General features: G+C 50.7%; 14 protein-coding genes. 6 read left to right on the top strand and 8 right to left on the bottom strand.

Translation table 11 applies throughout. The features are described 5' to 3' along the window. Nucleotides 1-132: 132 nt before the first annotated feature. The 5 genes from HY774_00115 to HY774_00135 all read right to left on the bottom strand — a co-directional run bounded on the left by HY774_00115 (nucleotide 133) and on the right by HY774_00135 (nucleotide 5,881). On the bottom strand, nucleotides 133-429 hold the full coding sequence (locus tag HY774_00115; GenBank protein MBI4746862.1) for a hypothetical protein: 297 nt from the start codon (nucleotides 427-429) through the stop codon (nucleotides 133-135). A 235-nt stretch (nucleotides 430-664) separates the two neighbouring features. Further along, nucleotides 665-1,360: a hypothetical protein gene (locus HY774_00120; GenBank protein MBI4746863.1), complete on the bottom strand. Its 696-nt coding sequence runs from the start codon at nucleotides 1,358-1,360 to the stop codon at nucleotides 665-667. A gap of 53 nt (nucleotides 1,361-1,413) precedes the next feature. Beyond that, nucleotides 1,414-2,559 carry a type VI secretion system protein TssA gene (tssA, locus tag HY774_00125; GenBank protein MBI4746864.1) on the bottom strand — a complete coding sequence of 382 codons (1,146 nt, stop codon included), beginning with the start codon at nucleotides 2,557-2,559 and terminating at the stop codon, nucleotides 1,414-1,416. A 110-nt stretch (nucleotides 2,560-2,669) separates the two neighbouring features. Beyond that, a complete protein-coding gene (locus HY774_00130; GenBank protein MBI4746865.1) occupies nucleotides 2,670-4,640 on the bottom strand; it encodes an SUMF1/EgtB/PvdO family nonheme iron enzyme in 1,971 nt (656 codons plus the stop codon). A gap of 104 nt (nucleotides 4,641-4,744) precedes the next feature. Then, a complete protein-coding gene (locus tag HY774_00135) occupies nucleotides 4,745-5,881 on the bottom strand; it encodes a hypothetical protein (protein MBI4746866.1) in 1,137 nt (378 codons plus the stop codon). 485 nt (nucleotides 5,882-6,366) lie between these two features. Here HY774_00135 and HY774_00140 point away from each other — a divergent pair, with 485 nt between their 5' ends. Next, entirely contained in the window at nucleotides 6,367-7,017 is a 651-nt protein-coding gene (locus HY774_00140) for a peroxiredoxin (protein MBI4746867.1), read from the top strand. Then, on the top strand, nucleotides 6,977-9,328 hold the full coding sequence (locus HY774_00145) for an IPT/TIG domain-containing protein (protein ID MBI4746868.1): 2,352 nt from the start codon (nucleotides 6,977-6,979) through the stop codon (nucleotides 9,326-9,328). The genes HY774_00140 and HY774_00145 overlap by 41 nt, the downstream gene beginning before the upstream one ends. Nucleotides 9,329-9,448: 120 nt before the next feature. Here the strand turns inward: HY774_00145 and HY774_00150 are convergent, their stop codons facing one another. Both HY774_00150 and HY774_00155 read right to left on the bottom strand, forming a co-directional pair. Beyond that, the gene (locus tag HY774_00150; GenBank protein MBI4746869.1) at nucleotides 9,449-10,489 is read right to left on the bottom strand and encodes a methyltransferase; all 1,041 of its coding nucleotides are present in this window, start codon (nucleotides 10,487-10,489) and stop codon (nucleotides 9,449-9,451) included. A 130-nt stretch (nucleotides 10,490-10,619) separates the two neighbouring features. Beyond that, complete coding sequence (locus HY774_00155; GenBank protein ID MBI4746870.1) at nucleotides 10,620-16,025, bottom strand: IPT/TIG domain-containing protein; 5,406 nt, start codon at nucleotides 16,023-16,025, stop codon at nucleotides 10,620-10,622. 632 nt (nucleotides 16,026-16,657) lie between these two features. On the opposite strand from HY774_00155, the gene proC reads away from it, so the two are divergent. The 4 genes from proC to HY774_00175 all read left to right on the top strand — a co-directional run bounded on the left by proC (nucleotide 16,658) and on the right by HY774_00175 (nucleotide 24,424). Next, complete coding sequence (proC, locus tag HY774_00160; GenBank protein MBI4746871.1) at nucleotides 16,658-17,476, top strand: pyrroline-5-carboxylate reductase; 819 nt, start codon at nucleotides 16,658-16,660, stop codon at nucleotides 17,474-17,476. A 172-nt stretch (nucleotides 17,477-17,648) separates the two neighbouring features. Beyond that, nucleotides 17,649-18,803 (top strand): hypothetical protein, encoded by a 1,155-nt coding sequence (locus HY774_00165; protein ID MBI4746872.1) that lies wholly within the window; start codon nucleotides 17,649-17,651, stop codon nucleotides 18,801-18,803. Nucleotides 18,804-18,916: 113 nt separating this feature from the next. Next, on the top strand, nucleotides 18,917-22,678 hold the full coding sequence (locus HY774_00170; GenBank protein ID MBI4746873.1) for a multifunctional oxoglutarate decarboxylase/oxoglutarate dehydrogenase thiamine pyrophosphate-binding subunit/dihydrolipoyllysine-residue succinyltransferase subunit: 3,762 nt from the start codon (nucleotides 18,917-18,919) through the stop codon (nucleotides 22,676-22,678). A gap of 540 nt (nucleotides 22,679-23,218) precedes the next feature. Then, entirely contained in the window at nucleotides 23,219-24,424 is a 1,206-nt protein-coding gene (locus tag HY774_00175) for a type II secretion system F family protein (GenBank protein MBI4746874.1), read from the top strand. A gap of 151 nt (nucleotides 24,425-24,575) precedes the next feature. Here HY774_00175 and purE read toward each other — a convergent pair whose 3' ends face one another. After that, nucleotides 24,576-25,079, bottom strand: coding sequence for a 5-(carboxyamino)imidazole ribonucleotide mutase (purE, locus tag HY774_00180; protein ID MBI4746875.1), 504 nt, complete (start codon nucleotides 25,077-25,079; stop codon nucleotides 24,576-24,578). Between the last annotated feature and the right edge of the window lie 152 nt (nucleotides 25,080-25,231).

Below are 25,231 nucleotides of genomic sequence, written 5' to 3' on the forward strand. Positions count from 1 at the left end.
CTATGATAGGCCACCATGATGAGTATTCTCCTTCTGTCTATTTTTTGTTCTGTCGGGAATACTCATTTCTTTTTCCTTCGTCAACCCTTTTGACTCATTGCGTCAGATTTTCCGGATTCTTTTTCTGAAAACCTATAGCTGATAATTTTCATCAAAAATTTCGGGTTTTGAGAAAGCTCGTGGATGAAGCATTTCTTTCATTTTCCCAGGACTTTTTTGAATCAACCAGGTGTCCAGAAACTGGTGAAGCACCTTTTGAGCCTGGGCAATTTCTTCCTGAGACAACGCAGACGGTTTGGAAGCTGATTGTTGGGCAAAGCTGGGTTGGGTTGTTCCCACAAAAACCCCGAAAATGAGTGTCAGGCACAGAAGTGTCTTCACCTGTGGATGCCACTTCGCTGAAATGAAAGTTGGTGTAAACGAGAACATAAAGTATGGGATATCCTTTCGTTGTTGTAATGATCAAATAGTGGTGAAGTCAATTTGATCGTAATCGTTTGTCGAATAATAGGGGTCAAAGCCCTACCAATATGATGACTGGGGTTTATACCATTTTGGGTTGAGGGTGCCGGGCTAAGGGTTGAGGGAAATATATTCATATCAGCAACTTAGCTTTTCAAAAATGCGATATGTTCATTCCAAATTGGTATTATCCTAAACCATTTCATTTCCCCAGGTCAGTCCGGCATTTATGACAATACTGAGGATGCGGTTTTTCGGTGTGGACCTTTTTTTTGAGCTCGGCAATCAAGTGAATAGCATCTGAGCGACATTCAGGAGCTTCGACCGCGATGGTCTGGTCATAGCGCTCTAATAAATCAACCAGCCGTTCGATACTGGCGACCTGACGTTCATTCACGGGGTCGAGTTGGAGTTCCGAAATAAACCGAAGGCTGGTGGTTCGATGTGAGGAGCGCAATCGGGGTGCATACAGCGGGCGACTTTCAATTTCTGGAGTTTCAGTCCCAGCCAAACTGGGGGACCCCAAAAACATCTGCCAGTTCTCGTCCGCATTGTGCGGAAATGAGATCCGCCGGAAATGTTCGCCGAGCCAAAGTGTAACGCGATGCACTGGCTGTTGTTTTTGGCCGGTTGAAAGCTCAAAAAAATGCTCGGCAACCCGTCGGCTCGGAGTCAACAGAAACAGAACCGGGTGATGTTGTTTTCCCAGTGCCATCAGGTCGAGTGGCCACAGATCGTGATCACCGTTAATGAGTGCGGTTCCAGAGAGTTGTTCGGCGACATCAAAGAGATGCCGCCGTTGAGGACCAAGTACCGCAATCCGAAGTGCTTTGGAACTCCCGATTTGAGCTTTTAATTGATTGAGCCAGCCAATCACGCGGTCGGTATATTGAGTCATACGAGCTCCGAAAAAATATGCAAAGCGGGGTCAAGCCACCGCACTCCAAAGAGTTATAAGCCAATGCCCAGCAGGTCCTGAACATTTCCCAGGGCTTCATCACTTTTGAGTGCTTCACGAAGCCAATCTTGAAGCGACAGATTTGACCAGCGGATGGCGCGTTCGATCAAATAGGGAATTGGGCTATGCGGTTCCGCCTGACGATAATAGGTGGCGACATCGGCCAGCATTTTGAGTGCGTCCTGACGCGAACGAAGTGGACCATATTGGGCGCCGCCGGTTTCGATGGAACTGGTGACTTGTCCATTCACTGAAGGGAATGTGTTATTTGCAAGCTGAGACGATGGAGCGGTTTGACCAGCCTGGGCTGGTGAAGTCGTTGCGCCTGGAAGACACCCTTTGTCCTTCAGGACTCGTGTGACCAGATCCTGCATTTCAGTCAGCGTTTTCTTCAGGTTGTTGAGTCCGGGTGCATACCGGCCAAACCGATCATCAATGACCCGATCTAGTTCGAGAAAGGCGCTTTTACATTCGCCCAGGATGGAAAATAAGGTTTGGTAAAATTCACGCGAGGTAGTGGTTTCACCGAGTTTCCACTGCTCACTGGTAATTTTTCCTTCAGCTTCAGCTTCAGCTTTCATTTCCTCATACTTCATTTGCTCGTCCCCTGAAAGTCCAAACGAAGTATCCGGCAATTTGTATTTCTCAGCTTCTTTCCACTGCGCAAAGCTGTAAATGTGATTTGATACACCTTGAGAAAATGGAATTTGGGTAATGAGTAAGGACACTTCACGGTCCATCCAGGAGAGTGCATTGGCTCGACCTTCAAAATCATTGTCGTCATCAGGTTGCGGATGTAAATAACCCCAAAACCGGCTCATAATGCCTTCGACCAGTTTCAACCCATCCCGCAATCCCATCAGCCCTTGCAGGTTAATCATGGCTTCGACCATCCAAACCGCAATTTGCAGGTCTTTGGTCTCAGTGGTAAGCAGGCGGGTTCCGAGTTCATAGACTTCATCCCAATCAGCCGTTTTCAGATTGCCGCCGATGGTGTCAGCAAACTGATTATCAGAGCGTCGGGCTTCCATCAACGCGTCATAATCAAATGTAAATCGAAGATCTTCGCCACAGGGCGATTCGGTTGAGATGGGTTTGAAAAACAATTCAAAATCAAAAGATTGGGCCAGGACTGACATGGGAATAAGCTCCTTCGGAAAGAAATATGAGGTCGAATCAAGAATTTGTGGTAGCGACTGGTACCTGGTGCTGAGGAACCAAAATCCTCAACGAACCAGGGACCAGAGTTTTATTTTTCAAGAACCACTCGGAACCCAACGGTTGAGCTACGGTCAGTTGGTTTCAGTCCCAGTCGGGAAGTGGATCGGCAGGAAGGGGCCGGATTAAACCAGCTTCCCCCCCGGATGGTCTTGAGGGGAGAAGATTGAAAGGCAAAGGGGTGAACCTGGCTGATTCCAGTGGCCGACGGTTTGTCAGACCAGCTATCAAGGCACCACTCCCACACATTACCGTGCATATCAAACAACCCAAATTGATTTGGTTTTCCAAAACTGCCAATCGGAACGGTGCGTCCAGTTGCGGGATTCGACAAGTTGTTCCCTGCGGTGACATCAAAATTTGCCACAGTCGGTAACAGTGTTTGTCCAAATGAAAAGGGTGTTGCCGAACCTGCCCGACAGGCATATTCCCATTCGGACTCGGTTGGCAGCCGGTACTTTTTCCCAGTCAGGCGTGATAGCCGTTCGCAAAATTCCATGGCTTCATCCCAGGAGATGGTTTCAACCGGAAGGCTTTCCCCCTGAAACATTGCCGGGTTGACTGGAAGTTCAAGCCGAATTTTGGGCAACTTCGCGACAACGCTCCACAGTGCCTGGGAAATTTCATGCCGTGAGATGGCAATCGGTGACACACTGACCGGGTCGCCGTTGATTTGCCAGTTGGTAAGTTGTTTGGCTAATGTCGGAGAAATCCCAGCGGTTTGAAACTCAACCAGAATGGAATTCGCTTCGGCTGGCGTGGCACCCAGATGAAACGACCCAGCCGGAAGCTCAGCCAATTCCAATGACAATCCATTCGGTAGTTTTTCAACCAGTTCACGCGGCTGATGAGAAGCCCGCAACAGTGGTTCAGACTGGCTGGAGCGACGTGGGTCAGAATAAGCAATCTGTGTATGAGACGGTAAGATCGTCGTTGGAATGTTCGATTCACTTGCCGTTTGTCCAGGAGTGGAAAGTACCAGTTGGTCGGCGCGATATCCGCTGATTTCAGCAAAGGGATGCTGTTCTTTTCCCAATTCATATTGAACCCGTTGGGGAACCTGGGTTTGGAGGTAATTCACCAGATTGGCCAGGGTGATTTGTCCGGTTGAATTTTGGGCCGCACCGCGAAGCCCCTCCACCAGCGCCCAGGTAAAATAGCCATGCTTTTTGTCGGAATATTCAAATGCACGTTCGCCTTCAGAGGCGGCATACAGCGTGGCAAATGCACGGACTTCGCGGTTTCGGGCCTCAAATCGAAATGATCGGGCAAAATTTGAACTGAGCGTATCAGACATTCCTGAGCGGCTTGCCACGACTTCGTTTCGGCAGGTATCAATCAAAAACAAAACCTGCTGCACGCCAAACCCGCGAATCATGGTTTTGAGTTCTTCGACATCCAGGCAGGTTTCGCTCAGCAACCGTGGGTCGGTGTCAATTCTGGCATCGGATGGAAGCAAAAAAGCCTTGCCCTGCCGCTCGACGCCGTGACCTGAAAAGGCCACCAGAAGCAAACCGTCCTTCGGAATGCTCCGACCAATCAGAGCCAGTCGTTGCAAGACGTTGGCACGATACGGTTGCTGGGTTGGATTCCCGTGTGAGGTCAAGACAAAAACCTGCTGACGATCAAACCCGGAGACGTCAACCAGTGTGTCAGCCAGTAATTGAGCATCTTTCCCGGCGCCTTGAAGCGGATTGATTTGAGCATCGGTATAGGAATCCACGCCGATAATCAAGGCAAATCGTTTTCCTGTTGCGGGAAGCGTTGTCACCACCGGTGCGGATTGAAGCCCACGCGGAGTTACCTGTGAATTGTGATTGGCCGCAGGCCGACGATTGGAAAGAGATTTGGTTTTTTGTGATTGAACCGGAGTAAATGGATCCACCCGAGTCCCAGGTGTTTGCGCCACAACAAAGGTTCCCCCACCAGTCATTCCGGTCAATGCATGGCTCAATAGAAAGTAGAAGATCAATAAGCAGGAAATCAGTTTACCGTTTGTCATATGTTGATACCAGTTTGTAGTCAGAAGTCCGTCGTCAGTTATTCACTAACTCCATTTGATTGAATTATTTGACTGTTTTCTAAGAGGATCATCCCAAAATGGTATTATTGGTTTACCCCTGGAACCGGAACCGATTGGTTGGTGGCTGTCGTCCCCAGGCCCCCTGGTTGTAATGTGGTTGGCGGTGTCGCTGGCGGAGGCATTGGCTGAGGGCTGATTGGTGCTGATGGCGCATTGACTGGCGGTGGCAACTCAATTCCGTCAATCGTGACAATCTGGACAATAACTGGCCCTCCCAGAAAGCTGGTGACGTTGGCCGGCGTGGCCGGTGCTGGTTGGGCACCTCCCCCATTGTTATTGACAATAGTTCCACCTCGTTTCAGCAGTGGGAGTGCCTGACTCGCAATTTGACCTAACAATTTTGGCCACTGCCTTGAGTTTTTTGAGATGCCGACCAGCCCACTTCCCCCATCTGTTGTATCAAGGGCACTTCCGTTCATTCGGTAATGAGTTCCGTCTGGAGTCGTCAATCGGAAAAATTCAACCAGAATTCGGTTCTTCACGGTTTGGACAACTCTTCCAGTCACCATGGCACCAGCTTCGGTTAACCCTGGAATCCCCTGGGTCAAAATTGCCTGAACAACCAGTCCGGGTGTTCCGATCACTGGTTGACTGGCGGTCGCTGAGAGTCGAAGGGGCACACCTCGATAAGAAAACTGGCCCCGGTTTCGATTTGATTGGCGATCCTCAGGGAGCACCGCATAAACCATTGAATGACGCGCCAGTTCCAGTTCATTCGGAGACAGTGCCGGACCTGAAATTGGAGGCGGTGTCGTTGGAGGTGGTGTCAATGAGGTCGGGAGCGAAGCCGGTCCAGTCACTAATCCGGGGGTGGGTGCTGGAACCGACGCCACAATTGGTTGGGGAATCGAGACTTGCCCAGGCAGCAGACTGGGTTCAATCGTAGGTGGCATACCTGACTGGGCTGGCGGAAGTGGTGGGGCATATCGGGGTGCGGGTGGAAGCGGCGACGCAATCGGATTCGGAGTTCCTCCCGCCTTGATTGAAACTGGTGGAACGGCGTCTGGATCTTGCAGAATGCGCAATTCAGTCCGGGCCCGGTTGGTTGATCCGAACAAGACCCACAGCCCCAGGAGAAAAATGACCACTGCCGGCACGATCAGATGCCATGTATTTAATTTAAATTTCGATTTATTTTGTTTTCTTGATGCTGTATTCATTCCGGTATCCTTTCCCGTTGGTGGCAAAATACCTGAAAAATTCAGCTTCTTATCGCGACTGGAACTACTCTCTGAGGGAAATCCGGTTTCGGAGGCGTCTCCGGTCACAACGAAATGAGGCTGGTTGTTCAACAAAAATTTAATTTCAGTTGGATTTTGCTCAATGTGGAAAAGGTAAAAGCAAGTGGCGTGCCAGAAATGGGATCAGTGCCTGCAACCAGAAAAAATGGAACCAGTGGTGGTCTCTGGCGATAAACCGACTCATTCACAACCGCGCCAGATCGTGAAAATACAGAGGGAGAATCGGAAAGACAGGAAGAAAGGTGCCCCATAGGGTTCTATTGCGTTGGGTATCGTTCGCTGATATTGTGCTCAACCCTAATCGACGAGTTGCGTTGTCGCCAGTTCCATAGTGCCAGTTCTGGCACGAACAATCGAACCTTTTACATGTAGGGAACCTTACTTTTCAAGGAGATAAATTCATCATGAGTGCTGTTCAATCTCAACTCAATCCAATGCCAAGAATCAACGATGATGCTCCCGACTTTGAAGCAAAAACTACCCAGGGGATGCTGAGGCTGTCAGATCTTCGCGGCAAATGGGTTGTCCTCTTTTCTCACCCAGCCGATTTTACTCCGGTGTGTACCACAGAATTCATTGAATTTGCCCGGCGGACTGATGATTTCGCAGCCCGCAACGTGCAATTGATTGGTCTGTCAATTGACAGTGTGTTTTCACATCTGGCCTGGGTTCGAAATATTGAACAGAATTTTAATGTTCAAGTGAAATTCCCGGTCATTGCCGACCTGGATATGAAAGTGGCGTCCAGATTTGGGTTGATTCATCCCAATGCCAGCGAAACCGCAACGGTACGTGCCGTCTTTGTCATTGACGAAAAAGGCAAAGTTCGGGCGGTAATTTACTACCCGATGTCCTGCGGACGAAATATGGACGAAGTGTTGCGCGTCATTGATGCCTTGCAAACGGCTGACAAACACGGTGTGGCCACACCAGCCAACTGGTGTCCAGGAAACGATGTGATTGTTCCGCCTCCACAAACTCAGGAAGATGCCGAAAAACGGCTGAAATCCGACTATGAAATCACCGACTGGTACTTTGCCAAGCGGAAACTCTAATTTTACCGATAGACAACTGGCGGTGTTTGAACGCCAGTTGTCTTTCCCATCTCAGTTTGAATTGACCCAGGGCAGACTGGCGTTGAGATGGGCGGATTTTTCTGGATCAGGTTGTTGGCCTTCGTTTATGTTCCGCAAGTTTCCTTCCCATCTTTTCATTCCTCTGATCTTGATCGGGCTGACTTTGACGTTGATGTCATTTTCAGTGTATCTGGCTTCAGCCGCAGTTGATCAAAAACTGTTTCGACATCCCCTGATCCGACGTCAGGGAGCTCCCCGAATCACCAGTTTTTCTCCTCAATCAGGTCCTGCCGGAACCACGGTGACGATTCGAGGCTCAAATTTTGTTGGGGTCACATCTGTCAGGTTTAATGGGTTTTCCGCCCAGTCGTTTCAAATCGAATCCGCCAGTCAACTCACGGCAGTCGTCCCTCAAAATGCAACAACCGGTTTGATTTCAGTTATTTCCCCACTTGGAACAGGGACAAGTTCAGACAATTTTTCCGTCCAGTCAAACAATCCAACCATTACTTCCTTTACCCCAACCACGGGGCCACCAGGTACCCAGGTGACCATCATGGGAACCAATTTTACCGGTGCCACCGAGGTGTCATTTAATACGACCAGCGTTGGAACCAACTTTACCGTTGTGTCGGCCACTCAAATTACCACAACGGTGCCGGTCGGAGCCACTGGGGGCCCAATCAAAGTGAAAACGCCAACCGGAGAGGCCACCAGCCCGCAATCGTTTATTGTGACTTCTGGAGCACCTCCGACCATTTCCAGTTTTTCTCCGGTCATGGGCCCAGTTGGAACCCTCGTCACCATCGAAGGAAACAATTTTGTAGGGACGACATCCGTTCGATTTAATGCGACTGAATCCCTGGAATATTCGGTCGCTTCCTTTACCCGGCTCACTGCCAAAGTTCCGGCTGGTGCCACCAGTGGGCCAATAACCATTCGAACCCCGGATGGTGCAGTAACCAGTACAGCTTCCTTTCAGGTGGATACCTCGTTACGCCCGCAAATCAACAGTTTTTCCCCTGGCCGTGGACCTGTTGGGACATTCGTGATTATCAAAGGGGTGAATTTTGTTGATATCACATCCGTCAGGTTCGGTGATGTTCCAGTCAAATCTTTTAAGGTTGTGTCGGCAACCGAGATCACGACCGGCGTTCCCCCCGGTGCCGCGGATGCCCAGATCATTGTGGAAAACAGAGCCGGCACCGGCACCAGTTCCAAGCAGTTTAAAATTAGAACTCCCGACCCCACCCGGTGCCGGGTAAAAGTGCCGGAAGAACGTTGGAAAGGTGAGTATTATCCAAACCGTAATCTCGACGGGAGAGCCCTGGCGGTCCGCGACGATACGAATGAAGAAGGGTTTATCAAACTTGCCTGGGCTGGGAGTCCAGCCGGAGTGTGCGGTATTCCTGAGGACGGCTTTTCAGTTCGTTGGACACGAAGGGTAACCTTCCCGGAACGCGCTGTGTATCGGTTCCGAACCAAAGCCGACGATGGAGTCCGGCTCTACATTGATTCAATTCGAATTCTCAACCGATGGCAGGACCAGGGACCAACTGAATTTACCGTGGATTGGGATCTGACGGCGGGCGAGCACCTGTTGACCATGGAGCACTATGATCGTGAAGGCGGCGCAGTGGCGGAGTTTTCCTGGGCTCCGGCTCCGCCCGAAATCTCCGATTTTTCACCTAAGAGCGGACAAGTTGGTGATGAGGTCAAAATTCAAGGCAAAAACTTTGCCGGAGAACTCGATGTTCGGTTTAATGGGAGACCAACCCAGGTACTTCGCGGGTCAACCATCGAAATTGTGGTCGCCGTTCCGATTGCGGCGACATCTGGTCCGATTACTGTCATCAACCCAGGTGGAAGTGCGGTTACCTCACAGGAGTTTATGGTGAACGGGTGTAATTCCGTTGAATCCATTCAGCGTGGGCAGACCATTGCCGGCTCGCTTGATACCAGTGATTGCAAATCCTTTATTCGTGGAAGGAACTACTTTGCTGATCGGTATCAGTTCAAAGGCAAAACCGGCGACCTGATTGCGATTCAGGTTGACACTCCAAGCGTCAATACCTATGTGTATTTACTGCGAACTGATGGAACAATTGTGACTGAAAACGATGATGCTGGCGGGACATTGGGATCACGAATTCCGGCGGGACCAGGCTTTTTCAAGCTGCCAGCCGATGGGACGTACTATATCGAAGTCACGACACTGTCTGAGAAACGAACCGGCGAGTACGTTATTTCGCTGACGGCAGGTAACGAAACTGCACGCGAAGCCGAATAAGTCGAAAAATCAGGGCTCAGGGCTTGGGGCTGAAGACTCGCAAGCTCGGGGCGGAAGAAAACGGGTTTCATACCCCGAGCCCAACTTCTTCAGCCCTGAGCCCTGAGCCCTCCCCAGGCTCTAATTGGCTTGAACGGCTTCCAGGATGCTCATCGGTGATTGAGTTGGAATCACCCGGTTGAGCTTAAAGCCCGAGGCTTCAAAAAGTGCGGCGTACTCTTCAACTGTTCGTTCACGACCGCTACTCATCACCAGCATTTCCATATCCAAAACCTTCGCCAGACACGGTTCATTTCCTGGTGCCACCAGGGTTTCGACCACCAGGACTTTACCTGTTGGATTCATTGCCCGGTGGATGTTTTTCAGGATTGTCGTTGCCGGTTGATCATCCCAATCGTGAATAATGTACTTCATCATATACGCATCGCCGCCAGAGGGCACTGATTCAAAGAAGTTTCCGCCCACCCGAGTACAGCGATCTTCCATACCAGCTTCGGCAACCAGATTTTTGGCATGTTCGACCACAAACGGCTGATCAAACAAAATTCCATTCAGATGCGGATTGGCTTTGAGCACCGTGGTCAACAAACTGCCGTGCCCCCCGCCAATGTCCACCAGCGTACCAATTGAAGAGAAGTCATAGGCTGACGTGACCGCATGAATGGCCAGAGTTGAAACACTGGTCATCGCCTGATCAAATAAACTGGCAATTTCAGCGTGGTCCAAAAGAAAGTCGAAAAACTCTTTGCCATGCGTGAGTTTCATTGCAGTCTCGCCAGTGCGAATACTGTGAAGGATGTTTCCCCATGCCGTGTAGTGGAATTCTTCACCAAACATAATCGCCATGGCCCGCATGGAATCAGGGGCGTCTGAACGAAGGCAGGACGCAAGCGGCGTCAATTCAAAAAAGTGGGGTTTGGATTCGGTAAATACTCCCACGGCAGCGAGGCTCCGCAAGAGTCGAAACAGGGATCGAGGATGGGTTTGCGTTGCCTGGGCTAATTCTTCAACGGGCTTACCGCCATCCGTCAGCAAATCGGCAATGCCCAGTTTCGCTGCCGCATAGATCATCTGTGAAATCCAACGCCCGGTGATGAGGTGGAGCACGGTGACGTTGGGGGGAAGAGATGGAGGTGCCGTGGATGGTTGATTTTCAGACATAGATTCTCCTGAATAAAGATTTATTTGGATGATGGCTTCATTATGGGGCGAACCTGGGGGAGTCAGCCGTGGGACAAAATCTTCTTGAAATTTATCCCACGGCTGGATGTTGGTGAACTACGGTTGAAGATCAATTGGCGGAAGGGGAAGTTTCCTTGACGTTGCTGAGCCATCCGTGCTGATTTCGGTACCGGAAGGCTTTGTACTCTGGCTGGCTGGTGACCGTGATGGTCCACAATCGGGTTATCGGATCAAAACTTTGGCGGCGAATTTCAATCGGAATCCAGTGTTCGTTTTCACCACGGTTGATCAGGGCTTCAACGGACGAAATCCCGGCTGGGTCAGCCAGTTCCAGAGTAATCTCATGGCGGGTTGCGATTGATTCCAGATTCAAACGATGGAGCCCAATCAGTTGCTTCACTGGTGGAGTTGGAGCGGCTTCGATAGCCTGGAGTTGTTGCATGGATACACTCTGACTGAGTCCCTCAAATGGAGTGGAGTCAGGTGATACAACCTGGAGGGTGTTGTTAAACAAGGTCACTTCGCCACGCAGCAGGAGATTTCCCATTTGATTATTTTGGGAGACCAGCTCTGCAAAGGTTGTGCCGTTATCCACTGAAATAAACGTGTTTCGTTTGGGCGATGTACTATCCACGGTTGCAAAGGGTGACACCCCAGATGAATTTGGTTGGACAACCTGATAGCCAACCAGAAAGCTCCCGTTTTGAATCGTGACATCAGTGATGTTAAAGGTATTCGCGGTGAAATCTGGTGTTGTCCCGTCATTGGTGATCAGAAAGTTTTCAACTCCCTGCAATGTTCGCTGTCCACTGGTGTCAACCGAATACACAATAATCCGCACGATTGATCCCACGGCTGAAGCTGGTTGCGCCGTTGCCCGGTTATTGACCGAAAGGAGCACCTGATTGAGTGTCGCCGGGTAACTTGGGGGTGTCAGTCGGTTTGCAAAAATAATAGTTCCTGAGGCGAAAAACAGTTCGGCCCGGCCATCATCCAGGCTCAAAGTTTGTGAGGTTCCGCCAGGTTGACTGGCGAAGCGAAGCTGGTAACTGGTCGCCAGGCTGTTGGACTGGTCAAAGCGGCTGACCCCAATGTAATAGGTTCCTGGTTGCAAAATGCGTGGGCCGATGCGTTCAGGTTTGAGCGTTTCAGAAGCCGAAGCATCCACAATGGCTGCATTGGCTGACCCTGGTACCAGAGAATTATTGAACAGATAGAGATCCAGATCCGCCGAGGTCTGTGCCCAGTCGAGCGCCAGGGCAACCGTCATTGTGGACGGGATGGTGATGCGGTACAGATCTTCAATTCGATCCTGGGTGTTATCCCCAAACTGAATAAAGGTCCCACCGCTATCACCTGGATTGACATTGCCATTCACGGTGATAGTTGTTCCACTCAAAGCCTGGGCATTGGTCGGGAGGTCATTCGGTTCAGTTTCAGTAATGTCACTATTGAGAATGCCTCCCGTTGGTCCAACGCCAGGATTGACTGCTGGTGAGGCCGCACTTTTAATGATTCGAACTCGATTGTTGCCGGTATCTGCAATCAACAAATTTCCACTTCGGTCAACAGCCAGTCCAAATGTGATAAACAGGGAGGCATTGCGGGCAGGCCCGCCATCCCCTTTGTAATCAAGTGAATCAACTCCAGCGATGGTTGTTAATTGGTTGGTGGAAAGCTGAACACGGCGAATTCTCAGGCTGAGGTAATCACTGATGAACAGATTTCCGCTTCCGTCTATGGCAAGTCCTGAAGGTGAGCCCAGGTTGATTGCGGTTGCAGTGCCGCTCTCGCCGTTAAAATCTGGATTGCCAGTACCAGCCACGGTTGTAATGACACGGGTTCGTGCATCAACACGTCGGATTCGATTATTTTGGGCATCGCAAATAAACAAATTCCCGTCACGGTCAATCGCCAGATCTTCAGGTTCATTTAATTGAGCGTTGAAGGCTGCCCCACCGTCCCCTGAAAAACCTGGAATCCCTGTCCCAGCCACTGTTGTCAGTATTCCAGATTGAGCATCAATTCGACGGATTCGCGAGGGAACTCCAAAAACAGTCTCCCCCTCGGAAAAATAGATGTTTCCAGCACCATCCACCGCAACATCCAGTGGTCGAATGAAAGCTGAGAGAGCTGGGATTCCATCCTGGGGGCTTCCCTCCGGGTTGCCAGCTACACGCGACAGGATGCCGGCGGAATTAACTCGCCAGATAGCGCCCAAAAACTGGTCGGCAATGAGCAAATCCCCGTTGATGGCCACGTCAATTCCCTGGGCATTGACTGAGACTGAGTTGGCGGGAACCCCTGTCTGGGGTTGATTTGGATTGAGTTCTCCATTTCCGGCAATCGTTTGAATCGGGTTTGTGCCGCCACGCGTCAGGCGAACTCGACCATCATTTGGATCACCCACAAAATAATTCCCAGTCGCACTCACCGCAACATCGGTTGGGGTAACCAATCTGGCTCGAATGGCGCTGCCACTATCTCCAATAATCGCTCTCGTGTCACCGCCAATAATGGTTCGAATGATTTGGGTTCGAGAGTCAATTTTTCGGACCCGGTTATTTCCGGAATCACTGATGAAAATCCCCCCAGCTCCATCAACCACCGTTGCCGTTGGGACTCTCAATGCCGAATTTGTCGCCAGGGTGCCTTCTCCACCAACGCCCTGAACTCCGGTTCCAGCCACCAGTCGCATGATTTTTGTCGTGGCATCAACCCGCCAAACCTGAGCAGAATCAGTATCCGTGACGTATAAATCCCCATTGTCAGCCACGAAAACTCCAACCGGAGATTGGAGCGGGTTCTGTAAGGCGAGAACATTGTCCCGAGTTGTTCCTGGTGTGCCAGTGCCCACAACTCGGGTGATAATTCCACTTCGGGCATCAATTCGGCGAACAACTGAATTGAAGGTGTCGGCAAAAAAGAAATTCCCATCTCGATCAACCGCGCATTGCGCACCAGTCAAAGGAATATCTGGATTATCCACGTTAATGGCGGCGGCGGTTGCTGGACCATTATCACCGGTATTTCCTGGCTGGCCATTGCCGGCAATTGTGGTCACGGTGCCTTGGGGAGAAATTCGCCGAATGCGTTGGTTCCCCCCGTCAACCACAAAAATATTTCCTGACCGGTCAACCTGAAGTGCAAACATACTGGCACTGAACCTGGCACGAGTGGCTAGTCCTCCATCGCCGCTAAAACCAGCAATCCCAGTTCCAGCGACAACGGTGAGGGTTCCGGTTTGGCCATTAATTTTGTAAATTTGTGCCGAAAAGCGTGCAATCAGGTAAATATCACCTTTTATATCAACGGTTACATCAGATGGGAATGAAACTGGGACCGATGTGGCCAGTTTATTGTTGACATCAATGAGAAAGTTAGGCGTTGATTGGCCGGTTCCAGCAATGGTGGTAATGATGCTGGTGTCGTAGGCAAGCTTTCGAATGCGGGAACTCTTGGTATCGGCGATCAACAGGTTCCCAGCACCGTCAACCACAATCCCTCCGGGCGCAATCAATGGGGATTGCAGGCCCGGCCCACCATCGCCCGCAAAGCGACCACCCCCGATAAACGTGGTGATTGACCCGGCACTAATCGCACTCAGATCAGGTGGAAGGTAGGTAAATTGGGTCTGCGCAATGCCGCCACGGTGCTGGACGGTCAGGATTTGCGGGCCGCTGGCTTCATTGGCGGGTGTCGTGACTCGAAGTTGAGTTGCATTGTCAAAGATGACATCGGTGGCTGGAACACCGTCAATGAGCACCACCGATTCAGGAGCAAAATTCCGACCGCGAATCGTGACCGGAACTGAGGTTCGAATGGGTGTTTGGTTGGGAGTGATTGAGGTAATTTCGGGGGGGGAAACCGTGACCCGGCTCAGGCTTGGGCCAGTGGTGTTGAGTGTGATGGCATCGGCCCCAGCAACACTAAAAGACGAAGGCGAACCCAACACGCCGATTGGAGCCAGTGAAACGGAGTCAAAAAAATCACCCTGCCGTTGAAGCAGAATGGCCACACCTTTTTGATCTCCAACATAAACATTTCCAGTCGAATCAACACCGACAGCCTGTGGATTGGTGAATTGAAAGGCCCCGCCACCAGTTTGGAGGTGTGGCGAATAGGCCGAGCGTGACAATCCACGGCTTTGATTTTGGCGGATGGTGCGGACTTCACCATTGCGGGTAACCTGACGAACCACACCGTTTCCAGCATCACTCACATTTAAAATGCGTTTGTCCGGGCTCAGACGCAACCCGGTTGGGCGTGAAAATCGAGCCCCAGTGCCAACTCCATCCTGAAGTCCAGCCTGACCCGCCACCCCAGCAATTGTCGAGACGGTGTTGGTTGAAAAATCAATATAGCGGATGGTGTGATTTTCAGTGTCGGCGACATACAGGTTGCCGCCTAAATCAACTTCGACCGCTCGCGGGTTGCGGAACGTGGCTGTGGTCACTGGGCCATCCGTTGAGCCAGCCTGATTCTTGATCCCGGCAATCGTAATCACATTTCCAGACGGTAACATCGCCCGGATGATGTGATTTGCCGTGTCTGCCACGTAAATCCGGCCATTCCGGTCATCAATGCTTAATCCAATCGGACTATTAAACAATGCCTGGGTCAGGGTTCCATCCAGATTTCCTGGAGTCTGATCACGTCCGGCAAACAGGCGAATGGCCTGCCCAAATCCATCGCGCCGGTTGATGATGTGACGGGTTGGGTTTGACGTGTAGAGTCGTCCCGCCTGGTCGCGAATGAGCACCAGATCGCCGTTATTGGTGTCGTTTGAATTCTCGATTCGGGTCACCGTCACGGTTAACCCGGCTGATAAATTGCCTGACCGGGCCGTGATGGTGGCAAATCCACGCGTCACACCCCGAACCAGTCCAGTGCTGGTGTCAACCGTTGCAATTTCAGGGCTGCCGGACTCATAGGTAACCGTACCTGGAACTGGATTTCCTTGTGAATCAACCACTTGTGCCCGAACCTGCAGGGTGCCGCCTTCCTGCAGCACCGGATCCACGGATTGAAACTGGACTCCGCCACCGGTTGATCCGCCGTTCCCAATGGTAAAGGTGAAGGCATTGGATCGCTGGCCATTGCTGATCACCACAAGGCGCAGTTGACCATCCTGAGAAAAAAAAGCGGCTGGGAGTTTTTTCCCTTTGATAACCAGTTGTGTGCTGCTTGAGACTTTGGCGGCAATTGTGGAAGTGGAAGCCGAACTTGAAACTTCAACCTGGGCGCCGGCGGCAAACCCAGAACCGAGAATGGTAATTTTCTTTGGGACCTGCCCAACGCTGGTTTGCGATGGGGAAAGACTGGTGATTTGGGGAGCACTCTGTGCCTCAGAGATCAGCCCTCCCCAGAAGGGAAGCAGGGCTAAAAGACCAGCCGAAAGCAGAATGATTGCCAGGAGGTGGCGAAGTGTACGTGGTGTTGAAAAGAAGTGTAAATAGGTGTGTTGAAAAGGTGAATGCTTCGATAACAAGTGTCTTTTTAAAAGTGTCTTCATTCTATCTTCGGCGTTTCCTCCCGGTCCTTCAGGGCCAGGAGGAAACGCCGCTCCTTGTGTGTCATGAGGGAAAAAGAAAGTGGAGGAAGGTGACCCCATCCACTTTCTTTCTTGAGGTAAAAAATACCTCGAACTTCTCCTTGCGGAGAGTAGCGCGTATCAACCGGACTGTCACCGTCGGTTGAATCCGTCCTCCTCTCGACCGGATTTGGGAAGGTTTGCCGTGACTGGCACTGGCACTGACTCCCATGCCTGTTTAACCGGTCACCGTAGGGCAGCGGACTGAGGCGGTATCCGCAGGTACCTATGGATTCTTCCCAATCGGTTCCCGTGATTTGCACGGGGGCTGGTCAACTGGAGCTTGAACCAATCTCCCCACACCGACCATCCGTCAGGATGGCGTCGTGGCTTCACGACTCAAGCCCGGCCCTTGCGGGCCGAGTCTGTTGACTGAAACCTCAATCGTGTTTCTCAAATGGTACTTGAAAACGATAGGATATCATTCTCTTTTTTGTCTTGGGGTAGAAAGAAACCCCACTGTACGACAAATTTGCTGGTTCTGGCTTGTTGTTTTGCTGGAAAATCAGATAGAAATGAAAGTCTTTTAACATTTGGTACGGAAAGGTCATTCAATGTTACGTGGTAAGAAGATTGCAATCATTGGTGCTGGAAAGCTCGGCGAAGCCCTGGTCACTGGCCTGTTACACCGGGCTGATGTCAGCCGGGAAGACATCACCGGGACAGTTGGTCACGAAGCCTCACTCACTCGGGTCTCAGAGCGACTGGGAATTGCGACCACACTCGATAACCGCCAGGCTGTTGAAGGTCGTGACGTGATTTTGCTGGCGGTTAAGCCCCAAAACATGGATCGAGTCCTGGGCGAGATTCGACCAGTAGTCAATCGTACTCAACTCTTTATCAGTGTGGCTGCCTCTGTCACCACTTCCTTTATTGAAGAACGCTTGCCGGCTGAAACGGCAGTGATTCGGGTGATGCCCAACACGCCAGCCCTCTTAAATGAAGGGATGTCAGTGCTGTGCCGTGGAAAACACGTTACCTCCGATCAGTTGAAAATCGCCGAGACCATCTTTTCAGCCGTTGGGAGAACGGCGTTCCTGGATGAAAAACTGATGGACGCCGTGACCGGACTTTCAGGAAGTGGACCCGCCTATATTTATGTCGTGATTGAATCTCTGGCTGAAGCCGGTGTAAAACTTGGGATTCCAAGAGATATCTCGACGCTTTTGGTGGCGCAGACGATGCTTGGCGCCGCCCGCATGGCCCTGGAAACCGGCCAGCACCCGGCATTGCTGAAAGATAGTGTGACCACTCCGGCTGGTTGCACCATTGATGGATTGCTTGAACTGGAAGAAGGAAAGCTTCGGGTGACGTTGATCAAAGCGGTGGTCAAAGCCGCCGAACGTGCCCGCGAACTGGTCCGAACAGAATAAGTATCCCAGTCAGTAGTCAGTCGTTAGTCGTCAGTAGTTCACCAAGTCTATTTGATTGAATTGCTTGATTGTTTTTTAATGCAGGGGTTCCATTCCAAAATGGTATTCCTTGTCTCACCGCCCTTTTGTGACTCATCCCGCCTGAGCGGCCTTTAAATCTCAAAAATCACGAATGAAAAGTGCTCAATTCTTGTTGATCGTTACCCTTCTCTTGTGCTCCAGCCTGGTGGGGTGTCGCTCGTCTTCGTCGCCCCCAGCGCCACCTCCCACACCGCCGGTTCCGATTCCAACCCCGAATCCAGTGACCGGGGTGGGCGATCTCCCAACTCAATTTGACAAGGTGTTTACCGGTACGATTGGAGACAAAGAGGCGACTCTCTATCTGAATCGGTCGGGAGAAGATCTGGGTGGCGCCTACGTGTTCGAGGTCCCTAAACCCTTGCTTCACGGAAGGAAAAACGCGTTTCTGCTGGAAGGAAAGCTCCAGGCGGGCGGGCAGTTTTCGCTTGGTGTTCAGCAGGTCGAACAGAAAATAGCAACCCTGACCGGAAAACTACGAAACGAAACCGGTGCCCAGGGGGCCCAACTCATTGTGGAAGGTGACTGGGCGCCGAGCCAGGGTCAGTCTAACCCTGCAAAAGTCCGGTTTGTCGAAGAGGTTCAGGCGCTTGGCAATGGGGTCGAATTGAAGGAGCAGGTTCGCAACGATGAAAATCAGCCGGCAAACTATGTGTTTCAGGCCCGCTACCCGCAACTCACGGGTGCCAAAGATGAACTGTCCCAACGGTTTAACCAGGAAGTCGAACTGCTGGTGGACAAAGCCTATCACTCATTTAAAGAACAAGTTGCGCAAAAATACAGTCAGGTTCAGACTCCAGCTCCCGATTCAAATGTTGCCGGTCAACTCAATTCGATGGGAATTCTCTATGAAGTATTCCTCACCACGTCCGATGTAATCAGCATTCGACTGACAATTGATATCAACTATGTCGGAGTGCCTCCGGTTTTAAAAGATGTCGCTGTAAACTATGACCGCCGGACTGGAAAAATGCTACAATTGTCCGATCTCTTTGCTCCCAATTCGTCTTTTTTACCCAAACTCTCAACCCTCTGTACCTCACTGGCTAAGGGGAGTGGCTATACCTTCCCGGACACCAGTGCCAAACCAGAAAACTTTTCAAGCTGGAATCTCAATCGCCGGGGATTGTTGATCAATTTCCAGGTCCCGTTTGAAGAAGGTGGCACGGTGGAAGCCGTCATTCCCTTTGCTGAACTCAAAGATCTGGTCAATCCGACTGGACCGCTTTCCACACTTGTCAAACCGTGAGAGAGAGTATAAAAAACGAATTCCACCTTGTATCAATTCAACTGTCATACATTCAATCATTTACAGCTTAACTGGGTTTTCGGCCAGAAGAAAAATGGGGGGTTCCCAACTACATGAGCAAAACGCAACTTGAACAAATCCTTGCTGCCGAGTTCGGCATCAATTCCAACTATGTCATTGATCTGTTCCACCTGTTTCGCCAAAACGCACTGGCAGTGGATGATGAATGGCGGTCATACTTCACCGATTTTATGAAGAAGATGGGTGAGGTTGCGGCGGTGAATGAACCCCAGCCAGCCCGTGCCGCGGCTATAACGGCAGCGCCGGTTGTCTCAACTCCGGCGGTGGTAACGGCACCCAAAGCCGAAGCCCCAGCTCCCCAACCAGTTTCCGTGCCGGCAACGCCAAAAGCTGAAGTTTCTAAGCCGGTTGCCTCACCCGTCCCGCCATTGGCTCCAGCCGCAGCGGTGGATGCCTCAATGGAACGGATCCCCCTGCGTGGGCCAGCGTTGCGAATCGTCGAAAACATGGAATCCAGCCTTTCCGTGCCGATTGCCACCTCCCAACGCCAGATTCCGATCAAGTTGCTGGATGAAAATCGACGGTTGATGAACCAATTTCTGGAGCAGTCAGGCCGCAAAGTTTCATTTACTCATATTATTGCGTTTGCCCTGGTCAAAGCCCTGGACCGGTTTCCCCAACTGAATGCTTTTTTTGAGGTCCAGGATGGGACCTCGTACCGGGTCCAATGCTCGAACGTGAACGTGGGAGTGGCGGTGGACGTCACCAAAAAGGATGGTTCACGGACATTGTTGGTACCAAATATCAAAGCCGCCAACAAAATGGATTTTGCTGAACTGGTGGCGGCCTATGATGATGTCGTCAAACGGGCCCGGGCTGGGAAATTGCAAGTGCCCGACTTTCAGGGCACGACGATTTCGCTCACCAATCCCGGAACCCTTGGCACCACAGCCTCCAATCCCCGCTTAATGGCTGGTCAGGCATTGATTATTGCCACCGGGGCGATTGAGTACCCACCTGAGTTTCTCGCCATGTCTCCCGAGGCGATTTCCCGAATTGGAATTAGCAAGGTCATGACGATCACCAGCACCTATGATCACCGCATTGTGCAGGGGGCCGAATCCGGATCGTTTCTGGCATTTGTTGATGAACTGCTGCGCGGAAAACATCGCTTTTACAACACCATCTTTGCGGATTTGGGAATTCCCTATAAGCCTTACCGTTGGGCGGTTGACAGCAATCCGGCAATTTTAGGTATTGATCGTCACCGTGATGAAGTCCGCAAACAGGCAAGCGTGCTTGAGTTAATCAATGCGCACCGGGTCCGCGGCCATTTGGTGGCTGATATTGATCCACTTGGCGCCATGCAATTCCAGGAACATCCGGAACTGGATATTGAAACTTATAAATTGACGATTTGGGACCTTGATCGTGAGTTCATTACCGGGGGGCTGGGCAATACTGAAAAGGCGACCCTCCGGCAGATTTTGCAATTATTGCGAAAGTACTATTGCAGTAAGGTTGGTATTGAATACCGCCATATTCAGAATCCGGAAGAAAAAGAATGGATTCGATCTCAGATTGAACGCGACCATCCACCCGTTCCGGTTGAAGTGAAAAAGCAGTTGCTGTGGAAACTCATTTCCGCCGAGCAATTCGAACGGTTTCTCGGCGTGAAATATCTGGGCCAGAAACGGTTTTCGGTCGAAGGGGCTGAAACCATCGTCGCTTTGCTTGACCAGGTGATTGAAAGCGCTCCGTCCCGTGGAATTGACGATATTGTGATCGGCATGGCACACCGGGGCCGCTTAAATGTGATTGCCAACGTAATTGGTCACTTCTGTGAGCGGATTTTTACCAGTTTCGAAGGCTCGGTCCATCCGAAATTCCCGCATGATCAGGGTGATGTGAAATATCACCAGGGGGCGTCAGGAATTCGCGATACGGCGAGTGGAAAACAAGTCAGCGTTTCCGTCTTATCCAATCCAAGCCACCTGGAATTTGTGGATCCGGTGGTAGAGGGTGTGGTTCGGGCAAAGCAGGATCAGAAAATGGAGTTGGCGACCAAATCCGGTATTCTAACCCCATCAGATCGCTACAGCAAATTTGCCGTTTTGTTGCACGGAGATTCGGCGTTTGCGGGAGAGGGAATCGTTCCCGAAACCCTCAACATGTCCCAACTGGCTGGATACAGCACCTGCGGGACACTCCATTTCATTATTAACAACCAGGTCGGGTTTACTACGACTGCCGAAGACAGCCGGTCATCAACCTATAGCACGGATGTGGCCAAAATGGTTCAGGCACCGATTTTCCACATCAATGGTGACGACCCGGAAGCCGCCTATCACGTGTTGCAGTTGGCTCTCGACTACCGACAAAAATACCACAAAGACATCGTGCTGGATGTGATTGGATTCCGCCGCCACGGTCATAATGAAGGTGACGAACCCACCTATACCCTCCCAATTATGTACCAGCGGATTCGAACCCACGAAGGCGTTCGCACCATTTACAGCAATCGGTTAATCAAGGAAGGAGTGGTCACGGCTGAAGAAGTGGCCGGATTAATTGCGGATCGGGTGCGCCGATATGAAAATGCCTTACTCGGGGCCAAAGAAATCGTATCTCGGCGCGATCTCAAGCCGGTTCTCCCAAATCCGAAAGAACCCGAAGTCATTGAAGAATTTAGCACCAGTGTCAACCAGGATGTCCTGAAAAAGCTGGCTCATGCCGTCACGGCAGTTCCGCTTGGATTTAACATCAATCCGAAAATTGTGGGCCTGTTAACCAAACGGGCCAAAATGGTGGATGGAGAAGTCCCGGTTGATTGGGCAATGGGGGAAACACTGGCATTTGGCTCGATTTTGCTCGAAGGTGTGACCGTCCGTGCCAGTGGACAGGACACAGTTCGCGGGACATTCAGCCAGCGCCATGCCGTGTTCTTTGACGCCCACACTGCCGAACCCTGGATGCCACTGACGACACTGTCAACTGAGCAGGGACAATTTCACCTCTATGATAGTCCGCTTTCAGAAGCGGGTGTGCTTGGGTTTGAATACGGATACAGCGTGGCTCACCCTGAAGCACTGGTCATTTGGGAAGCTCAGTTTGGCGATTTTGCCAATGCGGCCCAGGTGATCATTGACCAGTTTATTGCTGCTGGTGAAGAAAAATGGAATCAGCCAACTCGCCTGGTGCTGTTGTTGCCACACGGTTATGAAGGCCAGGGGCCGGAGCATTCCAGTGCTCGCCTTGAACGGTACCTTCAGCTTTGTGCGGGCGGCAATATGCAGGTTGTCAATTGCACAAATGCCCGTCAATATTTTCATCTTTTGCGCCGACAGGTAAAGATGACCCATGCCAAGCCGCTGATTGTGATGACGCCCAAGAGTTTGTTGCGCCATCCGGAAGCCTCGTCTCCAGTCACCGAATTTACTCAAGTCACCTTCCATCCGGTGCTGCTTGATTCAGCCTCCAGTGGTTCTGCCCGACGGGTTTTATTATGCAGCGGGAAGGTCTATTACGAATTGAAAGCGAAACTTCGAGAGGGAAAAGAAACCACAACTGCGATTATTCGGGTTGAGCAATTGTATCCATTTCCAAAAGCTTTATTGCTGCAGTTGCTGAATTCAGACGCGCTGGTACAGGCAACCGACATTCGATGGGTTCAGGAAGAGCCCGCAAACCAGGGGGCCTGGACCTTTGTTGAACCACGGTTGCGTCAGTTGTTGCGCCAGAATCAGACCGTCCGCTATGTTGGATTACCCGCGAGTGGCACTTCAGCCACTGGTTCGTACACCATTCACCAGATGCAACTAAAACAACTTTTGACCGAAGCGTTCGAGAATTAAAAATTCCTGGGCAAATTGCTCAGGAACTGTGTGTGGAAAAGACTCCGCCAGTTGTTCAGACCAGAGGTTTGATGGTAAGAAATAACTGAATTCGAATGGTTTAGGTGCTCATAGCCTTTAGCCTGATGAACTGGCGGCGTAATTCCTCGGTCGGTACTGAGTGTCCAGGGTTTCCAGTTTGACTTGTTCACTGGAAAATAGCTTTGAGAAGTTTTGATCGCATCTCCATTCAGGAATCAGCAACAACCTGAGGTATAGCCTTTCAGAAAATGATTTCCGTTCAGAGTTCAAGCTTTAGCTTGTGAAAATCGTGATATTGTAGGACTCAAGCACTTGATTCAACTGGAGTTATTCAAATTGTTCATCCGCAGCAAGCTAAAGCTTGAACTCTGCACCTTTTTCTGAAGAACTCTATGTGAGTCAAGTGCTATAAGATTGGGATCAGGTCCCGTTCTTGATGAGGTCAGTGAAAGCTTGAAAACAGACTTGTCCTGCAAAATAAACCCAACAGTCAGGTGAATGAAAAATCAAGGATGATGTATGACACCTCAGAAATCAAGCGCTGCTACTCCAGCAACAACGGCTGTTGCTTCAACGACTGCCGACCGACTGGCTGACCGACGAGCTATTACCCTGAGTATTGATGAAAAACTCTCGTTTTTTACCCGGTTGGCAGCCTCGGTTGATTCTGGAAAAGGTATTCCTGGGTTTTTACTGAGTGAAGTTGAACTCTATGACCTTCTCCAGAAAACAAAGCCTGATTCACGAGCTTTTCTGTTAAGTGGGAAACCAAGCCAGGGGCGAGAGCAACTGGTGCGAGAACTGGCCTACCTGATGCTTGAACTTGGAGTTGCTTTTGCACCAGCAGCCCAACACTTCCCAGGTGTCTTTGACCCCTATCTGGTGGCAGTGTTAAACGCGGCTGAAAAAACAGGTGATTATGGTCCGGTCCTGCGCCGGTATGTGAAAAACCTGATTGATCGCAAAAACATGCGCGACACTCTGATCAATGCCATGATTTATCCAGCTTTGGTGCTGGTTGTGGCGCTCGTGGTCATTGTGTTGTTTATGGTGGTCATTGTTCCCGGTTTTTCCAACATTTATGAAGGGTTATTGGGTGAGGCTCAATTCCATTGGGCGACCCAACTTGTGATTTCGACCTCAAATCTGATTGTTGGATACTGGCCAATCCTGGTGATTGGAGGCGGGGCACTCCTGTTTGGCGCCTGGTTTGGGCATAAAAATATCCCGCAGGTCAAGGAATTTGAACATCGGGCAATGCTTGCAACGCCTGTGATTGGGACACTGGTTGCTCAAGTTGATGCCTTCAACTTTCTGACAACCTTCACTATGTTGGTAAGTGCTGGTGGATTGTTAACCGAGAGTGCTGAACTGGCGGCAGATGCCCTGATTAATTCTGAACTGCGGGAAGCCGCACGAAAAGGCGGTGACCATTTTACTTCTGGCCGAACCCACTCACTGGCCGTGGCTTTTGCGACCGAACATCCAATATTTTCACCGGCTTCAAGTTTCTTTAATGAAATGAAAACCTTTGAAGAGACAGGGCGATTGGAGGTGTTGGAGAAATACGCTGATACCCTCAAGTACAATGCTGATCAAACCCGTGATCGCCTCGTCAAACTCATTGAACCATTGTCGTTGTTTCTGCTTGGTGGGCTGGTCGGGTTTTTGGTCTTTGCGTTGTATATGCCAATGTTTGAATTAATTGGACGGCTGGCAAAGTGACAAGGTGACAAGGTGACAAGGTGACCAATTGAGAGGGTGACAAGGTGACAGGGTGACAAGGTGACCACTTGACAATCTGACAGGGTGACAAGGTGATAACCTGTGATTTTGTCACCCTGTCACCTTGTCACCCTGTCACCTTGTCACCCTCTCAATGTGGCAGCGTATGGTTTTTACTTCGAGAGATTTCAGCCATCTTAGCTTTAAAATCGAGTATTTCCTGTTGAAGTTCCTTGTTGGTCATCGCCACCATTTGAATGGCTAAAATCCCCGCATTGCGCCCGGCTCCAATGGCAACTGTGGCCACGGGGACGCCTGAGGGCATTTGGACAATGGATAAAAGGGAATCAAGCCCATTGAGCGACCGACTATGAATGGGAACACCGATTACCGGCAGCGGTGTTAATGAAGCGACCATTCCTGGTAAATGAGCGGCCCCGCCGGCACCGGCAATGATAACTTGCAGTCCGCGGATGTGTGCCGATTCAGCATACAAAACCATATCGCGAGGCGTGCGATGGGCTGAGACAATGCGCACCTCATACGGGACCTCAAATTCTTCACATACCGCCACGGCTTCCTTCATGGTTGGCAAATCTGAGTCACTACCCATGATTATTCCCACCAATGGAAATGATTTTTCTTTTGTTTCCATAATCGGATTCCCCCTGTGATTGAGTGATGGAGAGCAAGGAACGATCAGTACTGCATTTTATTCTAGCTTTCAGAGTATACTCTAACACCATCAAAATGTCTTGAGTCAACAGGTTAGAGAAAGCATAAGTTTTCTGGTTTTTACCCCCGAAC

This window comes from Acidobacteriota bacterium, assembly GCA_016208495.1.
In the GTDB taxonomy this organism is placed as follows: Bacteria; Acidobacteriota; Blastocatellia; order Chloracidobacteriales; family Chloracidobacteriaceae; genus JACQXX01.